Here is a 19,518-nt window from a genome sequence, read left to right as displayed (position 1 = left end):
CCTAATATGTGTGTGTTATTTATGGTAGCTCGGACAAAATCCAAGTTATCACCGTTGAGTAAGCTACCGGATCTTTTTTGGTTGCCCCCGGTATAGACAAGCTTAATGCTTTATTTTGATAAATCGCTTTGTTATCGAACGTAGGATCAGTCACAGGATTGCCTTCAGCATCCAAGCGTGGAATTAGGGTATCTGTCATGCCATTTTCATTTTCAATTGATGCCCCGAAAATGATTGCCCATGAACCTTCTCCAGTTCCAGTCTTTGCCTCAGCCAAATTGTAGGTCTGTCCAATATTATCGATACGAATCACATCTTTTTGGACGATGGGTGCCTCATCAGCACTTCTCGTTGAATTTGCCCAGGAATCCCCAAGCGAAATCACCGCACCATCCAGTTCTTTACTCTCTGCTGTATCATTTTTGAGCTGCGTTTCTTGGCGAACCTGCAGCAGCCAGCCTTTACCAGTTCCGCGAAAATCCGATACTTGGACAAAGTTGCCTCGAGCACCTGTATCTCCGTGAAACAGCTGCGCATTGCCGTAAATCATTACATCTTCATCCACCTTGGCATTTGCCCAGAAGTTGAATTGCGGGACAAAATCGATACGTAGATCGCCGTCTGTTGACGGGCTGTCGCCTGGATCAGCAGCTTGATCAGGATGTTCCGGGTCTCTAATTTCTTTTTCATACGACCCTTCAAAACCGACCTTTCCGTTGCCAGACCATGATTCTGCTCTGGCCGTTTCAGAAAAACCAAACAGGGCTGCAGAGAATAGCGGCAGCAACAACAACGTTGCCAGTTTGACTTGCTTCATGTTGTTAAGACCCCTTTCCTTCTCCAGATGCCTGTTCTTTTCTCCGTTTGACGTAGAACAGAATTAGCGCAATCAGTACTAATGCCGCTCCGCTAATACCTAAACTTTTCTTCACCAGTTCACCGGTTGAAGGGTATTTTCCAGCCGGCTTAGAGCCGGAAGGCTTTGTTGGCGTAGTGGTTGGCTCTGTTGTAGTGCTGGGTTCTGTTGAACTACTTGGTTCGGTTGTCTCTTCATAGAAAGAGACAACACCGTTCGTTTGTACTGCACCGCCGTTTTCTGCTGCCAGGCTAATTGCTGGTCTGCCCATAAAGATAAACGCCATGACGACAACAGAAATAAAGAGCGATGAGAATAGCTTAAATCGTTTCATGTTTCTTTCCTCCATTGCGTTATTTCGTTTCTCCTAATGTCCAGACGATGGTTGCTTTGTATTCGCCTAGCTCACGAACAGCTCCGGCAGGAACATCCAGCTTGAAGCCGCGTTCGCCTGTCGCCCATTTTTCACTGACATCATATTGACCTGGTGTTGAATGGGTGTCCACCGTAATATCTTGATCCGTATCGTTCAAGATAATTTCACTGTCTTTCCCGTCACCAACTCGATAGCGAATAGCATCTGGTAAGACTTTTGTGCCTGTACCGCTGCCGCTTGTCAGATAATCATCTAACCGTGCTTTTAGAGTCCAGCTAGTTGGTGTTGTTCGGTTATCCCAAACAACGAGTTTGTCATCAAAGCTTGGATTATCCACACGAACACCAAAGATTCCCGCATTTCTTGTACCGAAATCGATTGATGTCGGATAAGAATAGATGAATAAAGTACCGTTAAATACATACTGAACAGTTGACGCATTTTCCGTTACCGGAATGGCATCTTCTGGAGATGGGCTTGTCTTCACTTGATAATTCTCTCCAAGTAATGCAGTTATCACATCTTGAACAGCTGTATTCGTAGTCAAATCAACTGTACCGCCAATATTACCGCTGACAGCAATTGGATCACGGAGCTTTTGACCTTTGTCATCGATAAATTCCACATTTACTGTAGAAATACTCTTATTGATTGTAACTGTAATTTCTTTTTCAACCTTCGAAGTACCACTTCCATACGAAAGAGTTACTTTATAGGCGCCATCTGGTACAACACCGCCGCCAGTTGCCGGTCCAGGCAATGTACCTTTATCGATGGAAATTAATGTTGGATCAAGTTTAGTATTTGATGTAGCATCAAATTCCCAAAGCTCCAGCTTTCCTTTATCACGAATCATCGTTAAAATATCCGCATCACTGGTTGGGTAATCCTTCGCTGCTACGGCGAAGTCTGAACCATCCAAAATATATTTATCACTTGAAACAGCTTTATCCTTCACAAAGATTGGAACAACCACTTCTCCAACATTTCCGGCTTCATCTGTCAGGTTGACAATAAATGATGCATTGCCTTGTTTAGATACAATATTTGCAATATCCTGCCCAGGTTTCAAAGAAGCCGTAATCTTATCGTTCGCTGAAATGTTATCTGAGTATGCATTTAAGAATGCTTTGTAATCAGCGGCATTTTCAATTGCAGCTTTGTCACCTAAATCAATAATTGTAAATTTACCTGTTCCAGTCGGTTTGGTCTTATCATTGAACGTTACGTAAATAGTATGGGTTGCTGTATCACCATTTGACGTGACAGTCAATACAATCGGATAGGCTTGCTCTTCATCTGTTCCTACAGCAGAAGCATCAATAGTCAATTTAGCCTTGTCATCTGTGACATTTTCCAAAGCATTGTTAATAACTTCCCAGGCTCGAACATTCCCTTGGGCAATCACATAAGCTCTCAAGGTATCCGCAGTTGCCGTATTCGTCGTCCAATCTGAATAATCAACTCTAAAGTCGTTACCCTCGACTGCTACTGAACCATTAGGCATACTATCCACTACATAAACCGGCACTCTGATTGGTGCACTGTCATTGCCAGCCAAGTCGGTAAGAATAACGAAGAACTCGCTATCACCAGTATTAGCAACAATGGCATCAAAATCAGTGTTATCTGCAAAACGCACAGTAACTTGATCTTTCGGTGTTACATCATCATTCCAGTCAAGCAGGAATTTAGTTAAGTCTGTTTCATCCCGAATATATGCAGCATTTCCTTTCGGCGCCAGTGTTAGTTTTCCCGTTCCTGTTGGCGCTGTCTCATCTAAGAAAGTCACTGTGATTTCCTTCGTTAAGTCCGTCGCCAAACCAGAATCTGCTGCTGTAACAGTTAGAGTTACTTTGTAGGAACCACCCGTTGAGCTGGTTGTTAAACCACCCAAATCTGTTACTTGAATTTTATCGGTTAGATCCGTTTGAACCCCATCCACAATCTTGTAAGATGCTGCTTCACTTTCTTGAATAATATATGCCTTAAGCTGTGCTTCTGTCATACCATTCAAGATTGTTGCGCTAGCTTCGACATCTTTCGCTGTAAGTGCATTTAATGTTTCATGAACAATCAGCTTCGATTTAATCTTTGTTTTGTTTGGAGCAGGAGCGCCAGTGGCATCTACTGCTTCATCCAAAAGATAAACATACACATCATACTCTCCCTGAGTTGCCATCATTGCAGCAACCTGAGCTGGCGTATTTTCTTCAGCAAATTCATAGCCAAAGTTTGGTGTTACAGGGTTAGTATCTGTTGGATTTTGAACAAACTCACTTGGTGCTGGAGCTGTTTCTCCCACCGCTGAATGAACAGTCCGGGGATCTCCTGCAGGTGGCGTTGTATCCAAAACCGTCTTGATATCAAATGCTTCTTTCCCGTTTAACCAACCAACAGCTTTAATTTTCTGACCTGCTTCCAGAGTAACGCCTGCAGGTAATGTATAAGAAAAGCTACCAGTTGTTGGATCAGCAATTGTATGGAACTTTCTTGAATCTCCTTCAATTGGTGAATCTGTTGTTGCTGGTGTTAACAGCACATCCTTGCTCGGATCATTTTCATCCACAACCAGATAGAACAAAATCGCTGTTCCGTTCATATAGTCTGGATCGGGATTCACAACCCCCGAAAGAACTTTGCTGGATGTTTCCGCTGGATTATCTGTTGGTTGATTCAAACCGATAATAACATCCGGAATATACTCATAAAGTACCCTTGAAAACCCAGCATGTGGTGTGCCTGTCGCAGTTGTTCTGTAGTTTGCTAAGAAATCATTTGTAACTAGCGTCGTAACACTTTGTCCAAGAACATTTGTAGTATTTCTTCCACTATAGGTTACATCTACTCCGTAAATCGGGTTCCATATTTTAAATGGATCGTCGCTTACTGGTGTTTTCACCCAAGCAGATACCTTTTGAACATCTGCAATAAAGTGACCAGGATTAGTCATATTAATTAGATGAGCATTAGTGTTCGCACGAGCATCCAAATCAATAGAGTAGGCATCCGCGAAGCGGAAGATCCCCCGAGCGCCAACATTAATTAGATTCCTCACACCAGTACCGTCATGAAGTTTAATATTGAAGGTTGATTTCTTACCAACAACAAACTCACTATCTGCACCTGCTGTGATAACATCACGTGTATTTGTTCCCTGATTTTTCAAATCAATTGTTAGCTTTCCTTCATCAGAAACGTTAAACTTGGAGTCACTTCCCAATGTAATGGCATTTTCACCATCCATTGGTCCATTAATCGCAATATTGAACTCTGCACGGTCGGCAATAGAGATGGACGTATCCGAACGAAGCCACACACCGCCACGAGTCGTTCCGTCTCCAGTAGTAACCTTTACTTTGGCATCTTCTTCCAAAGTTAGACTTCCTTTATAAAGACCCATTGCATTATCACCCGTTGAAACAGCTTCTCCGCTATTTCCATTTGTGGTAATATCCAATACTGCACCTTTTTTTACTTGAGCATATCCTAGCTGACCACTTGTTGACCCTGTGTTTCCAAGGTAACTTGCCAAAATAAAGCCGTTACCGTTTTGTACAGTAACTGTGGTGTTGCTGCCTTCTTCATAGATAGCGCGGAAAGCTTCTAATCCAGACTGATTCGCCCAAGTATTTTTAGTAGTTCCAGGATTCAATGGCGCCTCATAAGAGTTCACTGAATGAAATTCGTTGGTACCTTTAAAGTACATTGTAGCCTGCCATGAAGCACTCAACTGAGACCCTCTGTAATACACATTGTCATAAGTAATTGTTGAAGTAATTGTTGATGTATCACCAATCGCAAATGGTCCATAGGCACTTTGTCCATACATCTTAATATCTTTGATATAGATGTTTCTATCTCTAGATGTACTTGCTGCCCATGTATATCTAACTGTATTGAAATCAACGATATGATTTTGTCCATCAATAACATAATCCACACGAGTCGCTGGTGCATTCCTTCTCGTATCACCTGTACCAAGGTTCCCAGGATTTTCGATATCCGCAGTTATTTTGATATAATCCGCATCATTTTTGTAAGCCTCTGCTCCTGTATAGGTGTTCATAATGGCTTTATTCAGTTCATCCCAAGTACTAACCTCAACAACATTTGTCGCTGCAGCTTCTGTCCCCCATCCTGCCGCAGCCATTGGCGCAACTGCATCTAGTGTCTGAATTGGCGACTCCAATGGTTCCAGTTCAACTGATTCTTCAGAAGTCTCACTTTCTACAGAAGCCTCCTCAGAGCTCATCGTGGAAGAAGTATTCGTCTCCTCGTTTGCCTTGATTGGTTCAGAAATACTCCAAAAAGCTGTTAGCAGTAATCCTACTGATACTATCCCTATAAGATAACTTTTTTTTCCGATTTTCATTATTTTTCTCAACTCCTCCCTTATATAGATAGTTGTGTGTCTTTGAAAACACACTATATTTCAATTTTTCAATCCTTCATCTCTACTACTAGAGTGACTGATGAAAAAATGAAACCTAATTTACTAGATTTTGTTATACTTGTTAGTCAATGTAAGCTATCCAAATTTTATTTCTACTATTGGATATAGTAGAAAAATTCTCACACCACCGAAGCTCAGACTAAGTCAAATTAAGAAAGTAGCCTTTTGACCGCACTGTAATAATGAACTGGGGCTGATCAGGATTATTCTCCATTTTTTTTCTTAAATGGAAAACCAGATTTGATACTCTGAACTTATAATTTTTATCCGGCTTTTTCCAAAGCCTCTTAAACAACTCTTCATAGGTGAAAGCCACATTTGGTTTACTATACAAAATTTTTAAAAGTTGGTATTCTAATTTGGTTAATGGTATTTCCCGTTCGTTGTCGATGACGACACTAACATTCTGATCTATCAGTTCGAAGCTACTTTGCTTTTCAACAACAGGCGTTTTCTTTAATTGATTGGATGGTACATTATTCGCTTGACGATTGATGGCATTATTAATAATCAGTTTAAATTCATTTGGATCTACTTGAGAATTCAAATTTCCGTCTGCGCCCAGCTGCAAAAAAATCAGACGGTTAACTGGATTTGGTTCCTTTGTCATAACCCATACCAAGGGATTCCTATCTGCTTTCAGCTCCAATAGAATACTGCAAATTTGCGCAACATTTTCCTGAGTGTCATCATTAATAATGACTGCATCGACCTGCTCCATTTTTTTATTAATTTCAGATGGGAGAACTTCGATGACTTGGGTTTCGTTGGTTTTTAGTGCATTTATGTAATTGTCGCGAATACTACCTGAAACTGGAATTACTCCTATGTTAAACATGTCTATCCCTCCAAAATAAAAAGTCGGTATTAACGTAATGCTTCAGTTTCTTGTTTTTTATACAAACAAGAAACTCTCTTAAAAACCTTTAATGCAATTATAGTTTTTCATTTGCTGACGGCGATTTTGACGATGTATCTTGGATTATTTTTTTCATATCTTAAAAAAAAAACATATTTTTAAGATAATCAATAGATTGCCTATATTTTTTTATTTCTATTCAAAAAAAGACACAACAAAAAAGCTAGTCTATATAATATTTCTTACAAAAACTAACTTTTTTTAACTAATTCAATTTTATCTAATTATTCAGAAACTAGTTCAATTGCTCTTCGTTCATTGTTTCTATTTGAGTTCGCATAAATATCTAATGTAGTTTTTACTGATGAATGTCCTAACAAAGTTGCGATAACAGCAGCACTTACACCTTTTTCTAAACATTTACTAGCAAAGGAATGACGTAGAGAGTGGAAATTCATCCAGCTCATATTTATTTTTTTCATTATTTTTTTAAAATAATTTGTTATCGTTCGAGGTTCTGTCGGTTTATTATTAATTGAAATGACATAGTCACCCGCACTAACTGCTGCCCTCTTTTTAAGAAGCTTTACCATTTTTTCTGACAAAGGAATTTCTCTTTGAGACAGAAAAGTTTTAGGCGTATTCTCTATAATGATTGTTTGATTCATTTCATAATTTTGTATTCTTTGACGGGTCCTATTAACAACCAAAGTTTTGCTAATGAAATTGATATCCTGCCATTTCAAACCAGCTATCTCTCCAATGCGCAAACCAGTCTCCAACGCTAGTAAAATTGGTAAACCTTTTTCGTCTTCGTTTGCTAAATGACGAATTTTTTTTTCATCTTCTGTTGTTAATGTTCGAATTCTTTTTTTATGAATTTTTGGTAATGAAACAAACTGAAGAAGCCCTCTTTTCACAAGGCTTTGCTTTTCTGCTTCATATAGTCCAGTTTTCACCACTTGAAAGACAGACTGCACAGAACTTGAAGAGATTTTTCGGCCTACTTCTTTTACAAAATTGTTTAAATCAATACTAGTTAGCTCATTAAGTCTTTTTTTCCCTAAAAAAGGCTTGATATGCTTTTCAATTTTACTTTTATAACTGCTGTAAGTACTTTGTTTAATTTCTTTTTTAGCAATTTCTTCCAACCAATAATCAAACCATACACCTGTAGTCCCACAAAAATCTTTAGTAGTCGGATCTGTTTGGCGAAGGAGCAATTTCTTTTCAAGTAATTTTTCTTTTACTCCTCGATAAGTCGAATCATAGACATACCCATAGTATATACGACCATTATTTTTTCTTCCTTTAATAAATCGACCTTCCCAGCGACCATCTTTACGTTTATAAATGTTCTCCCCTTTTCGACTCATAACTCTTCCTTCTTTCCTATATAATTGACGGAGATTTTGACGGCGAAAAAAAAATTCTAAATAAAAAAAATTTGTTTTCTCTCATTTTTTTATTTTTTTTGTAAAAAAATTGATAAAACTTTTCCGAAAGAATGTTGTATAATGATTTTCGAAGTAAAAAATTAGAATTTTTTCTCTGTTTCCTATTATTTTACCTATCAAAAAATCATTTTTTTGATATAATTGCTTTTTTGATGCTTTGCTATTCAGTTCTTGTTTGTATAAAAAACAAGAACTTTTTTTATTTTCTATATAGTTATTATTTAAAAACGCCGCTTCTCCATCCTCATTCCACACATCAACCTGATTTGTTATACTTCTTTTTCTGAAATTAGTATGATAGTTTTTGTTATTTTTTTCACTTACATTTTTTGTAAAAGATAAAACAGAAACTGATAATAACTAAATATAACTGATGTTACACTAAAAAGACTTGTTTTTCTTTTTATTTACGGTTATAATCACTGATATTTTAAACTAGGGAGATTAGTTATGCTATTAGATATACAAGACCGCAGAAAATTGAAATTGCTGCACTCTTTATTTACCTATGAACCTCATGAAGAAATTTCTTTAAAAGAACTGGCACAAGCTATTCATATGGATAAACGTAGTATCATTTCTCGAGTGGAAGAACTTTTTGAAGACATTGTAAACAGTAAATCCGGTCATGCTGAATATTCTATTTCAGGCGGGCAATTAACAGTTTACTTTTCAAGTGATTTTGATGAGTGTAAGGTATTAGCTTTTTATTCCCAGAGATCTGTTCTATTTATTTTAAGTCTTCAATTATTGAAGGGTGAATTCACTACTATAGAACGTTTTTCCGAAGAGCATTACATTAATCCGCTGACTCTTTACCGCAAGCTACCGATTCTAAAAAAAGAACTGGCAAAAATGAACATCTCCATAAATTGGAAAACCTCTGAGAAGTTGATTGGAGAGGAACGTCAAATCCGCCTGTTCTATTACTATCTTCTTATTGATATATTTAACTATCTTGACTTTGATTGCGAATCGTTGATGATGAATAATTCAGTCTTTCTTTCCACGGAAAAACTTTGGTTATTTATTACTTATCATCGATTGAAAGGAAATCACTTTGTTAAAATAAAGGATGAGATTGATAAAATAAGTACATTTCCTGTTTCTTATGAGCAATTTACTCTGAAATATGCTGCATCCCTACATACTTTTTTTGAAGAATTTAGTCTTACTAAATCAATCTTAACTATTGAACTTCGGGTAATGTATAACTTTTTTGGCTATTACTTTCTTATTACCTCCGACTACCACACTCTGTCCGCCACAGCTCTTAGCCGTAATGCTGACGATTATCTCAGCCTGATTGAAAAAAATTGTGTATCCTGGATTGATCTATTTTCTGAGTTTTTTGGTCTAAACCTCAATAACCAACAATTTTCTTATTTATTTTTTTTGATTTTAGCCAAACAAACAACTGAATATTATATTAATAAAGAAGACATGCACTGGTTTTTTAGAGATATTAATATTGCGCTTTTACATCGACCTGTATCTATGCTCAAACAGAAAATTACTGCCTTTTTAGATTTTCTAACTACTCGTCAGTGGTTTGAAAAAGACTATGACCAAACCAGCAAAGTTTGGTATGGCGAACTACTCTTATCCGTATTGCCTCAATTAATACCTCCGTTGAAAGTATCAATCCTTTCAAAACATAAGCCAGGTCATAATTTTTACATACGCAACTTAATTGAATCTATCAGTACCGTCCCTATTAAAATTACCAATAATTTCTTTGAAGATATCCAGTTAGTTATTTCTGACTACCATACTGATTTAGATTTTTCTGTTAAAGTTATTAGAATTGGGGTCCGACCTCATATTTTAGAATTAAATAAAATCAAAAAGTTACTTGAAGAACTTTATTACCAACAATTATAGCGGCAGTTGTTAGATTTCATACTCATCGGGCATAGAAGATGAGGCAGTCGCTAATTTTTTGATGGTTTATATTTTACTAACTAAAAAACACAGAAGCGGTCAACCTATAACTGCTTCTGTGTTTTTTAGTAGATATAATTTTTGGGTATATATCTGATTAAGTTATTCAATTGGGTATTGCCGCCACATGGCTAACAGCTTTTTATCGCATTTACACCAGTCTCTCTCTTAGCCTTTACGACGTCGGGCAAATTCAATAAAACGAAACTTGTCTAGCCGGTGAATCGACTCAGTGTATTCAAAGCAATTCGTATCTTCCAAGTAAACCAGACTGCGGACAACAACGACATGACTGTCACCGTGGAGCGTCATCAGCTCCTGCATCTCTTGAGTAACCGGTTCGACAGTAATCTCTTTTTGTGCATAAGAGATGGCCAGCTGCAAGTCATTTTCAAAGTAGTCATAGATTGAGTCCTGCGCCCGCTCCTCAGGCAATTCCGGTATCACCGATTTCAACAGATAGTCCTTATCCAAAATAACGATTTCTCCATCAATTTTACGTTGACGAATAAGCTTCCAGGCTGGCTGCCCCACTGTCCAGCCAGTTTTTTCATTCAGCTTTTCTGTCACAGGAACCTCCTCCAGCACTCGGACAATGGTTTCACTGGGAATACGCTGAGCTTCTTGAAGTTCTTTATAGCTGGTTAGTCCAGCAATTGGAAAGTCAAAACGATTCATATCTAAAACAATCGAGCCTTTCCCTTGTTTCTTCTGAATGTAGCCGGCATTCAGCAGCAGGCTCAGTGCTTTACGAATCGTTTCTCTTGAAACACCGTAAATCTGTATTAGCTGATTCTCGCTAGGCAACAGGGTATGCGCAGGATATTCATTAGCTAGTATTTTCTTTTCCAGATCCAAAAAAATCTCATTAAACTTATTCATCATGATCCTCCTACTTCCATAGGGTAATTATTGTAAGTTCTTCTTTAAGTAGTCTACAGACTGATTTGGGTTATTCTAGTATGCTGTACTAATACCAAAACCTTATTCAGTCTTTTCTCTAATTGTCATTGCCCGTGTCAACATATGGTTGGAGACACTTGAAATGATATCATTTGCGGTTGTACCATCTAGATTCGGCGCTTTAATCGTCATGTAGAAAATGTATTTAGGGTCTTCTCTCGGAACAATCTGTACCACTGAATGGAGATACTTCTGCTTATTATACGCACCATCTTCAAAAAACTCAGCTGTACCGGTTTTAGCGGCAACATTTATGCCATCGATGGCATATTGTTTTCCTGTCCCGTACTCTGGATCGTTTACTACATCTCCCATGTATTCCAGCACTCTGCCGGCAACCTCTTTTGAAATCGGGGTGCCTACTTTTTCCGGCTCAGTGATTTTTTCGCTGCCGTCTGGATAAATAATCTTATCAATCAGATACGGCTTCATCATGTTTCCTTCATTTGCTACTGCGGTATACGCCTGCTGCATCTGCAAATGGGTGACTGAAATTGCCTGACCGTAAGAAGTCATCGCCCGGTCAACTGTTGTTTCATTTTGAATCGTACCTGGAAGCTCATTAGATATGCCAATGCCGGTTGGCTCTAAAAAACCAAAGGCCTTAATGTATTCCTGCCATTTTTCCGGCATTCGTTCATGGAGATTGACCATGCCCACATTACTTGACCAGGCAATCGCCTGACGAAAAGTCATGGCGCCTTTCCCTTCACCGTTATTCCAATCATTGATTACACTGTCATAGAACTCTAGGCTTCCAGAAAGAAATTGTTCATTCTCCTCAAAGACACCTTCTGACATTGCTGCTGCAACTGTGAATGGCTTCATCGTTGAACCGGGTTCATAAACATCCTCGGTTAATAGATTGAGCCAGACGGCATCCTCCTCATCCAACCCTTTCAGTGTTTCCGGCTCAAAGGTAGGACGCTGGGACAATGCCAACAGTTTGCCGGTTTCCGCCTCCATTAAGCTGGCCGTGATTAGCTGAGGCTTATACTTCTCAGCTGTTTCCCGCAGCAGCTCTTCCAGATTAATCTGCAGCACGCTATCTAGTGTTGTCACAATCTGAGCGCCGTTCTGAGCAGGTTCAATGACCTGCTCCGTTCCTGGAACACTCTTTTGATTTTTATCTTTTTCATAGGTGATGGAGCCTTCCGTCCCCTTCAGTATCTCATCATAGGCTGCTTCGATCCCCATGACACCTATCTCTTCTTCATCTACTATATTCGTATAGCCTAAAAAGTAAGAGGCAAATTCACCATTCAGATACAAACGTTTTTTACTTTCTCTAAAGTAAATACCAGAAATCTTTCCTTTTTTCAGTTCATCCTCAACCTTCCGCTTTACTTCAAAGCTGAGTCCTTTTCCTTTTTTACCGAACTCCACAGTCGTAATTGCTTCACCCGCTTCATTTTTTTGAGGGGTCAGCTGCTTTATAATCAAATCCTTTTCGATGCCGACGTGGCGATGGAGTATATCTGCAATTGACTGTCTGTGCTTTTCCTGTACGTATAATTTTGTACCATCTACCTGTACATATTCTTCGTCTAAAACCGCATACAAAGAAAAGGAGACTGAATCCTCCGCCAAAATATTGCCCGTGCGGTCTAAAATACTGCCCCTACTTGCCCGAACCGTGTCCATACCATTATATAAATCATTGGTTTTTTCTTTTAAGGATACTCCTGCAACCTTGCCGCTTCCTATAATAACAGATAGCCTAACTGCAAATACTACAAAAACCAGCAATGTTGTAAATAATAGAATAATCCCAACTCTTTTTCTATTTTTCTGCGGACTATACTGATTTTTCAATTTCATACCAACACCTCCAACTTTTTTATTACTTCATTATTTCACCTTTTTGATTATCTCCCATTTTAGCATAAAAAAATGATCCCTTGGCACTCTGAAAATAAAAAGTCACCCTCTTCTGAGATATCTTTACAGAAAAGGGTGACTGTTTAATTATCTTTTCAGCAGCTGTTCAATGTCCAATTCGTCCAGTCTGTGTACCTGCTCATCTGCACCAATCAGCTTCTCCTTTTCAATGACGCCTACTGCATACATCCCTGCAGCCTTGACGGCATCAATTCCAGCTTGTGCATCTTCAAAGCCAACAGCTTCCTGTGGTGTAATCTGCAGTGCCTCAGCAGCCTTCAGAAAAATTTCCGGATCCGGCTTTCCTTTGTCTAGGCTGTCCGGATCAACAATAGCAACAAAATCAGCGATAACACCCAATTTTTCTAAGATGACCGGTGCATTTTTTGAAGCTGAAGCCAGTGCACAAGGGATTTGTTTGTCCTTCGCTTGGGCCATGAACTCACTCACGCCGGGAAGTAAGTCCGCTGGTGTTAAAGATGCCAGCAACTGAACATAGTGGTCATTTTTCTTTTTCGCTAACTCTTCCTTTTCTTCAGCAGAGAACTCTTTTGCTTTGCCGCCATATGCCAGAATTCTATCTAGTGAGTCCATACGGCTGATCCCTTTCAGCTGCTCATTAAAAGCTAAATCAATAGTTATTCCTAAAGAAGCTGACAGCTCTTTCCAAGCAATATAGTGATATTTTGCTGTATCTGTAATTACACCATCTAAATCAAAAATAAATCCTTTTCTCATCACACGTTGATCCCTTCATAAAAGACTTCCTGTACTTTATTTTTCTGCAAAGCAATTTCTCTACCGGCTATTGTTAACAGTGCATCCTGATCTGCCTCAACCTGAACAGCTCTCTTACTGATTTTAACCTTGTAATGAACACCACGGATATTTAAACGGAAATAAATATTCTCCCATTGTTCTGGTAAATGTGGATTAATTTCAACCTCCTTTTGGCGGATATCGATTCCCCCAAACGTGGTCAGTGTGATGAATAATGTAGCTGCCATTACTCCTGCATGAATCCCCTCAGCAGTTGTCCCGCCTTGTATATCCTGATAATCAGAATAAAGTGCTTCCTGATACATCTGCCAGGCAAGTTCTCGATCCCCGACGATGGAAGCCAGTTGAGAATGAACAATCCGCGACAGAGTAGAGCCATGAGAGGTTCTAGCTAAATAATAGTTCAAATTCTTATCCACGTAATCTGTCGGCAGCTGATAACCCAAATCGGTCAAAATCCGATCCACTGTATCTTTGCGGAAATTATAAAATATCATCAAGCTGTCTGCTTGCTTGGCTACCTTATATTCATCTGCTGAGTGACCTTCTGCACTAAGGATTCGGTCCATTCGATAGATATTGCCATACTTTTCTTTATAGTAATCCCAGTCTACTTCTTTCAAATCAAAGTATCCAGCATATTGGGCGATAATCCCGTCTTCATCAATTTCAAGGTGTAGTTCTTGACGAATTTGATTCATCTGAGCCAAGTCTTCACGAGTAATCCCGACTTTTTTCTGCACCGTTTCAATTGCCTCAGCTGGATAGTCAATATACAGCTTTTCAATCTCTTCAAATAACCAGACTATCATCATATTGGTATACGCATTATCGGTTAAACCGCCATGCGTACTGTTAGGATATGCTTCGTGAAACTCATCTGGTCCCATCACACCGCTAATCGAATAACGTCCATTGGTTTCGTTGTATTCAGCTGCACTCAGCCAAAAGCGGGCAATTTCCATTAACAATTCAATACCGTATTGAATCATAAATTCCTGATCCTCTGTATTATTATTATACAGCCAAACATTATAAGCAACTGCCAATGATACATGCCGCTGCAAACTACTATGGTCCTCTCCCCACTCCCCGCTAATCGGATTCAAGTGAAGCTCCTGAGATTGCTCTGTTCCATCCAGACCAGACTGCCAAGGGAACATAGCTCCTTGATAGCCGGCTTTCGCTGCCCCGGCTTTGGCCGCAGCCAGCCGCTGATAACGGTACATCAACAGCTGACGGGCTGTTTCAGGAAAATGGATAATATAGAATGGCAAAATGAACAGCTCATCCCAGAAGATATGTCCCCGATAGGCTTCCCCATGAAGTCCGCGGGCTGTTATAGAAACATCCAGAGAAGGATTAGCTGTTGGCGAACCAGATACCAGCATATGATAGGTATGCAAATGAAGCATCTTTTCCGACATCATATCTCCGTCGACCATGATTGCTGCTTCCTCCCAGTAAGTCTTCCAAACCGCTGAAGACGCTGCATACATTTCCTTAAACGCTGGAATTTCAAAAGTGGTGAGAGAATGTGACTTCTGCAGTTCATCAGCCCGATATAAATGTACTGCTACACTCTTCTCCAGTGTATAGCGGTGTCCTTCCTGCAGTTCAGCTGCAACTGTCTGAATAACCTTTTCAGACGTCCGTTCGGATTCAATTTGAGCCAAATTCAGTTCTGGACTAAACAAACAGGCTTCCTGTACAATTGTCATTCCTGAATCCAGTGTTTTAGCTGTTAACAGACTTTTCTGTCCCTCCACAACTGTATCCAGCACCTGTAAATGCTCCTTGGTTAGGCTCCGGTAGCGAGCAACATTATAATTAAAAACTGTTCCGTCGGCTTCTGTTACAAATTTAACCTGTCCGCTAAAGTTTAACGGCGTTACTTCATAATGCAGACTATACTCATGCATATTTGCCATGCTGACTATACGCTTAGCTCTTATTTTAACTTGTTTACCTGTCTGCGTTTCCAAGATACTGACAGCTTCGAATAACCCCGTATACATATTCAGTGTTCGCTTGAAGAACTTAACCGTCTCCTTTGACCAAGTCAGTAGTTCTCCATCGATTTCTAAAGAGATATATTGAAGATTTGGTGCATTGACAAAATCCTCGTTCTTTATTTCCTGTCCTTCAACAATTGAGGTCGCTGTATTATAAAGTCCAGCTAAATAAGTTGCTGGATAGGTATCTTCTGTAATACACATTTCCGGAGAAGTTCCTCTTAAACCGATAAATCCATTTCCCGTAGTCAGCAAAGATTCCGCTGCATATTCGTCTTTACCTTCTTTATAGCTATAGTAAACGAGGTTCCAGCTGCAGGATTTCCGTTCTTCTGCCAATGCTGATTCGAAAGACCCGTTAGACTGATGAGCAAAGACCGCAGGTATATTCAAGCTTTCTTCCAGTAAAAGCCGAAAATTGTCAGCTTTTTGTAGTTCTTTTGAAACAGTCTCTTTTTCTAAGTAAATGATAACACCTTCAAAACATTCACCTTCTAAATGCTCCCTTATACTGTGAACCGTTTCCTCTGTAAATACATGCGGGAACGTATATTGACTATCAGCAGCTTTCACAGTCAATTGATTGGTTCCTTCAAAAATTTCTATATACATTATGCGCCACCCCTCCACTTGTCTATACATGTTCAAAAACATTATACAACCCTCCATCTTTTTTTTCAAGCGTTATCATACGGAATATTTCTGAAGTCTTTCGTTTTTTTATGTTAGTAGAAATAGTGGAAATTCTTTAACAAACATGATAATAAAGATTGAAATACTTACTATCAATAAAGTGTATAGTCATCAAAAGTTATTTAATAAAAAAATACGATTAAATAATTTTTTTGCTGTAAAACGCTTGCATTTTTATTTCTAAGCAGTTATGATTAAAGCGAAATAAACAACTTGCTTATACAAGTTACGAAAGGAGTTTTTCTGATGGGTAAATACAAAGCAGATGCAGAACAGCTGTTAAAGGATATCGGCGGGAAAGAAAATGTCGCAGCTGTCAGTCATTGTGCCACCCGTATGCGTTTTGTACTAAACGATCCGTCTTTAGCGGATGAAAAAGCAATTGAAGACATTCCAAGTGTAAAGGGTATGTTTACAAATGCCGGTCAATTTCAAGTCATTATCGGAAACGATGTGCCATTATTCTTTAACGATTTTTCAGCAGTTTCAGGGATTGACGGTGTTTCTAAAGAACAGGGGAAAGCAGCTGCAAAACAAAATCTGAATCCTGTCCAGCGGGCAATTGGAGTTTTAGCAGAGATTTTCACACCGATTATTCCAGCAATTATTGTCGGCGGACTTATCTTAGGCTTTAGAAACGTATTGGAAGGTATTGGGATGGGCTTCCTGGATGGCAAAACCATCGTCGAAGTTTCTCAATTCTGGAGTGGAGTCAATCATTTCTTATGGCTGCCAGGTGAAGCAATTTTCCACTTCCTGCCAGTCGGCATCACGTGGAGTATCTCGAAAAAAATGGGAACCACACAGATTTTGGGAATTGTATTAGGGATAACGCTTGTCTCTCCTCAGCTAATCAATGCTTATGATTTAGCAAATCATGGTACCAAGTTTTGGGATTTTGGTTTTGCACAAATAGACATGATTGGTTATCAGGCTCAAGTTATTCCAGCTATGCTGGCCGGATTCATGCTGGCTTATCTAGAGATATTCTTCCGTAAGCACATACCACAGGCAATCTCAATGATTTTTGTACCGTTTTTCGCTCTGTTGCCTACTATTTTTGCCGCTCATGTCATTTTAGGCCCTATTGGCTGGACCATTGGTAATTTTATCTCCAATATTGTGAATACAGGTCTGACTTCTGCCCTAAACTGGCTGTTTGGCGCGGTCTTCGGCTTCCTATATGCACCATTGGTTATAACTGGTCTTCATCATATGACCAACGCAATCGATACTCAGCTGATTGCAGATTTTCAATCTACAAATCTATGGCCGATGATTGCTCTTTCTAATATCGCACAAGGATCTGCCGTTTTGGGAATTATCTTCCTGCACCGCGGCAATAAAAAAGAAGAACAGGTCTCTATTCCTTCTATGATCTCTTGTTATCTTGGAGTCACAGAACCAGCAATGTTTGGTATTAACCTAAAATATGTCTACCCATTTGTTGCCGCGATGATTGGTTCCGGCTTAGCTGGTATGTTTGCAACATTAATGGGTGTACGAGCAAATGCAATTGGCGTCGGCGGACTGCCGGGTATTTTAGCTATTCGAGCACAGGACTGGCTGGCATTTGCAGCAGCAATGCTGATGGCAATCGTCATCCCGTTTGTTCTAACAGTTGTCTTCCGTCGTCAGGGTATCTTCAATAAAGTTGATCCAGTAGACGAAGCAACTGGCGAGCTTTATGCCGATGAAATGGCGATGGCTGGAAACGTTCCTCAAAGCTTTGCTGGAACAACTACAGAAACTACTGCTTCAACAGCTGCAAAAGCAGAAGCTCTATTTGCACCAGCACAAGGAGAGGTCCTTCCAATCACTGCGGTTAATGATCCGGTATTTTCTCAGAAAATGATGGGTGACGGTTTCGCAGTCAAGCCAGTTAATGGAAAAGTGTATTCTCCAGTCAACGGAAAAATTACAAATATCTTTGATACAAAACATGCGATTGGTATTTTAACTGATACTGGATTAGAGGTCTTGGTTCATATCGGTTTGGATACTGTAGAGTTAAATGGCGCACCATTTACAGTTAAAGTTGCTGTTGATCAGCAGGTGACACCACAAACGCTGTTGGCAGATGTTGATTTCGATCAAATCAAAGCAGCAGGAAAAGAAACAGATATTATTGTTGCTGTCACAAATATGGAAGTCGTTAACACCGTCACACTAAGTAAAACTGGTACGGCTTCTGAAGGTTCAGAAATTGGTACAGTTAAGCTAAAGTAAAGTAATCAAACAACAGCCCTGAAAGCCTTCCGCTTTCAGGGCTGTTATTATTTTCATCTATAAAAGTGATTTATGCTTTTCTGACTGACTAGCTATCGTCCACAAATACTGCAGTGCTTGGTTTCGATACTTATTTTTATTCAAGGCAACTGTTAAATCGTTTGTTAAGTGTACGTCAGATAGTTTAATTTGTTCCAGTCTGCCAGCAGCAAGCTCTGACTCTACTAAAACCTTTGGCAGAATACTAATGCCCAAACCAGCTTTGGCGGCTTCAATCAATGTCTGAGAATCCACGCTTGTCCACTGTGGAATTACTTGATAGCCGGCTAGAGTAACTGTTGATTCTAATATCTCTCTGACAGCACTTCCCCGCTCTCTCAACAACAGTTTCTCTTCCAGCAATTGTTTTATAGTCATGCTGCGTACTTTTTGACCATCAGGCGCCCGCACTGCCCAGATGTCATAAGAAGCAAATTTCTTGGTCAGAATATTCGGCTCCAACACATCTCCTTCTAAAAAAGCGATATCTGCTTTCCCCTGCTTTAATAGCGCTAGTGATTTTTCCGCACTGTTAACCATGACTTTTACCGGAGTTTTAGGATACTTTCTTTGAAAGTCTTGAATAATTGCCGGCAGCCATATTTGGGCAATCGTAATACACGAAGCAATCTGAATCGGAGCCTCTTTTTCAATAGTCTGCACCCGTCGCTCAAGCTTTTTATATTCTTCTAAAACCGGCAGAACCTCACTTAGCAGCAGTTCGCCCGCACTAGTCAGCCTCACACTCTTATGAAGCCGTTCAAATAGCTGTGTCCCAGCCTGTTCTTCCAATTCCTTCACTGCATGAGAAACCGCCGACTGAGTAATAAATAAATTGCCGGCAGCTTTAGTAAAATTTTCAGTCTTAGCTACTTCCTGAAAAATAAGATACTTTCTTAAATTCATACGATCAGCTCCTTTTTAAAACATGAATAAAATTCATGCCAACTATCATATTTTAGCATTTCAC

The 19,518-nt window shown here is 39.4% G+C and carries 12 protein-coding genes; 2 read left to right on the top strand and 10 right to left on the bottom strand.

The window, feature by feature from the left end:
* Window positions 1-19: 19 nt before the first annotated feature.
* The 5 genes from ACPWSO_RS11815 to ACPWSO_RS11795 all read right to left on the bottom strand — a co-directional run bounded on the left by ACPWSO_RS11815 (window position 20) and on the right by ACPWSO_RS11795 (window position 7,923).
* Window positions 20-817 carry a WxL domain-containing protein gene (locus ACPWSO_RS11815; RefSeq protein ID WP_426083582.1) on the bottom strand — a complete coding sequence of 266 codons (798 nt, stop codon included), beginning with the start codon at window positions 815-817 and terminating at the stop codon, window positions 20-22.
* Window positions 818-821: 4 nt separating this feature from the next.
* Entirely contained in the window at window positions 822-1,190 is a 369-nt protein-coding gene (locus tag ACPWSO_RS11810) for an LPXTG cell wall anchor domain-containing protein (RefSeq protein WP_426083580.1), read from the bottom strand.
* 19 nt (window positions 1,191-1,209) lie between these two features.
* Window positions 1,210-5,607 carry a pectate lyase-like adhesive domain-containing protein gene (locus tag ACPWSO_RS11805; protein ID WP_426083578.1) on the bottom strand — a complete coding sequence of 1,466 codons (4,398 nt, stop codon included), beginning with the start codon at window positions 5,605-5,607 and terminating at the stop codon, window positions 1,210-1,212.
* Between the two features lie 220 nt (window positions 5,608-5,827).
* A complete protein-coding gene (locus ACPWSO_RS11800; RefSeq protein WP_426083576.1) occupies window positions 5,828-6,526 on the bottom strand; it encodes a winged helix-turn-helix domain-containing protein in 699 nt (232 codons plus the stop codon).
* A gap of 305 nt (window positions 6,527-6,831) precedes the next feature.
* Window positions 6,832-7,923, bottom strand: coding sequence for a tyrosine-type recombinase/integrase (locus ACPWSO_RS11795; protein ID WP_426083574.1), 1,092 nt, complete (start codon window positions 7,921-7,923; stop codon window positions 6,832-6,834).
* A gap of 531 nt (window positions 7,924-8,454) precedes the next feature.
* Between ACPWSO_RS11795 and ACPWSO_RS11790 the strand changes: the two genes are divergently transcribed.
* Complete coding sequence (locus tag ACPWSO_RS11790) at window positions 8,455-9,888, top strand: helix-turn-helix domain-containing protein (protein ID WP_426083572.1); 1,434 nt, start codon at window positions 8,455-8,457, stop codon at window positions 9,886-9,888.
* A gap of 228 nt (window positions 9,889-10,116) precedes the next feature.
* On the opposite strand, the gene treR is transcribed toward ACPWSO_RS11790, so the two are convergent.
* The 4 genes from treR to ACPWSO_RS11770 all read right to left on the bottom strand — a co-directional run bounded on the left by treR (window position 10,117) and on the right by ACPWSO_RS11770 (window position 16,241).
* A complete protein-coding gene (gene treR / locus ACPWSO_RS11785) occupies window positions 10,117-10,830 on the bottom strand; it encodes a trehalose operon repressor (protein ID WP_426083570.1) in 714 nt (237 codons plus the stop codon).
* Window positions 10,831-10,932: 102 nt separating this feature from the next.
* A complete protein-coding gene (locus ACPWSO_RS11780) occupies window positions 10,933-12,732 on the bottom strand; it encodes a penicillin-binding transpeptidase domain-containing protein (protein WP_426083568.1) in 1,800 nt (599 codons plus the stop codon).
* A 147-nt stretch (window positions 12,733-12,879) separates the two neighbouring features.
* On the bottom strand, window positions 12,880-13,530 hold the full coding sequence (gene pgmB / locus ACPWSO_RS11775) for a beta-phosphoglucomutase (RefSeq protein WP_426083566.1): 651 nt from the start codon (window positions 13,528-13,530) through the stop codon (window positions 12,880-12,882).
* Complete coding sequence (locus ACPWSO_RS11770; RefSeq protein ID WP_426083564.1) at window positions 13,530-16,241, bottom strand: glycoside hydrolase family 65 protein; 2,712 nt, start codon at window positions 16,239-16,241, stop codon at window positions 13,530-13,532. The genes pgmB and ACPWSO_RS11770 overlap by 1 nt, the downstream gene beginning before the upstream one ends.
* Before the next feature lie 285 nt (window positions 16,242-16,526).
* Between ACPWSO_RS11770 and treP the strand changes: the two genes are divergently transcribed.
* Window positions 16,527-18,509 (top strand): PTS system trehalose-specific EIIBC component, encoded by a 1,983-nt coding sequence (gene treP / locus ACPWSO_RS11765; RefSeq protein WP_426083562.1) that lies wholly within the window; start codon window positions 16,527-16,529, stop codon window positions 18,507-18,509.
* Window positions 18,510-18,566: 57 nt separating this feature from the next.
* On the opposite strand, the gene ACPWSO_RS11760 is transcribed toward treP, so the two are convergent.
* Window positions 18,567-19,454: a LysR family transcriptional regulator gene (locus ACPWSO_RS11760; RefSeq protein ID WP_426083560.1), complete on the bottom strand. Its 888-nt coding sequence runs from the start codon at window positions 19,452-19,454 to the stop codon at window positions 18,567-18,569.
* Window positions 19,455-19,518 lie beyond the last annotated feature (64 nt).

Origin of the sequence: Enterococcus sp. LJL51 (genome assembly GCF_049894025.1) — a bacterium.
Classification (GTDB): Bacteria; Bacillota; Bacilli; order Lactobacillales; family Enterococcaceae; genus Enterococcus_L.
Note: the sequence above shows the minus strand (reverse complement) of the source record. Positions and strands in the feature narration are given on the sequence as shown.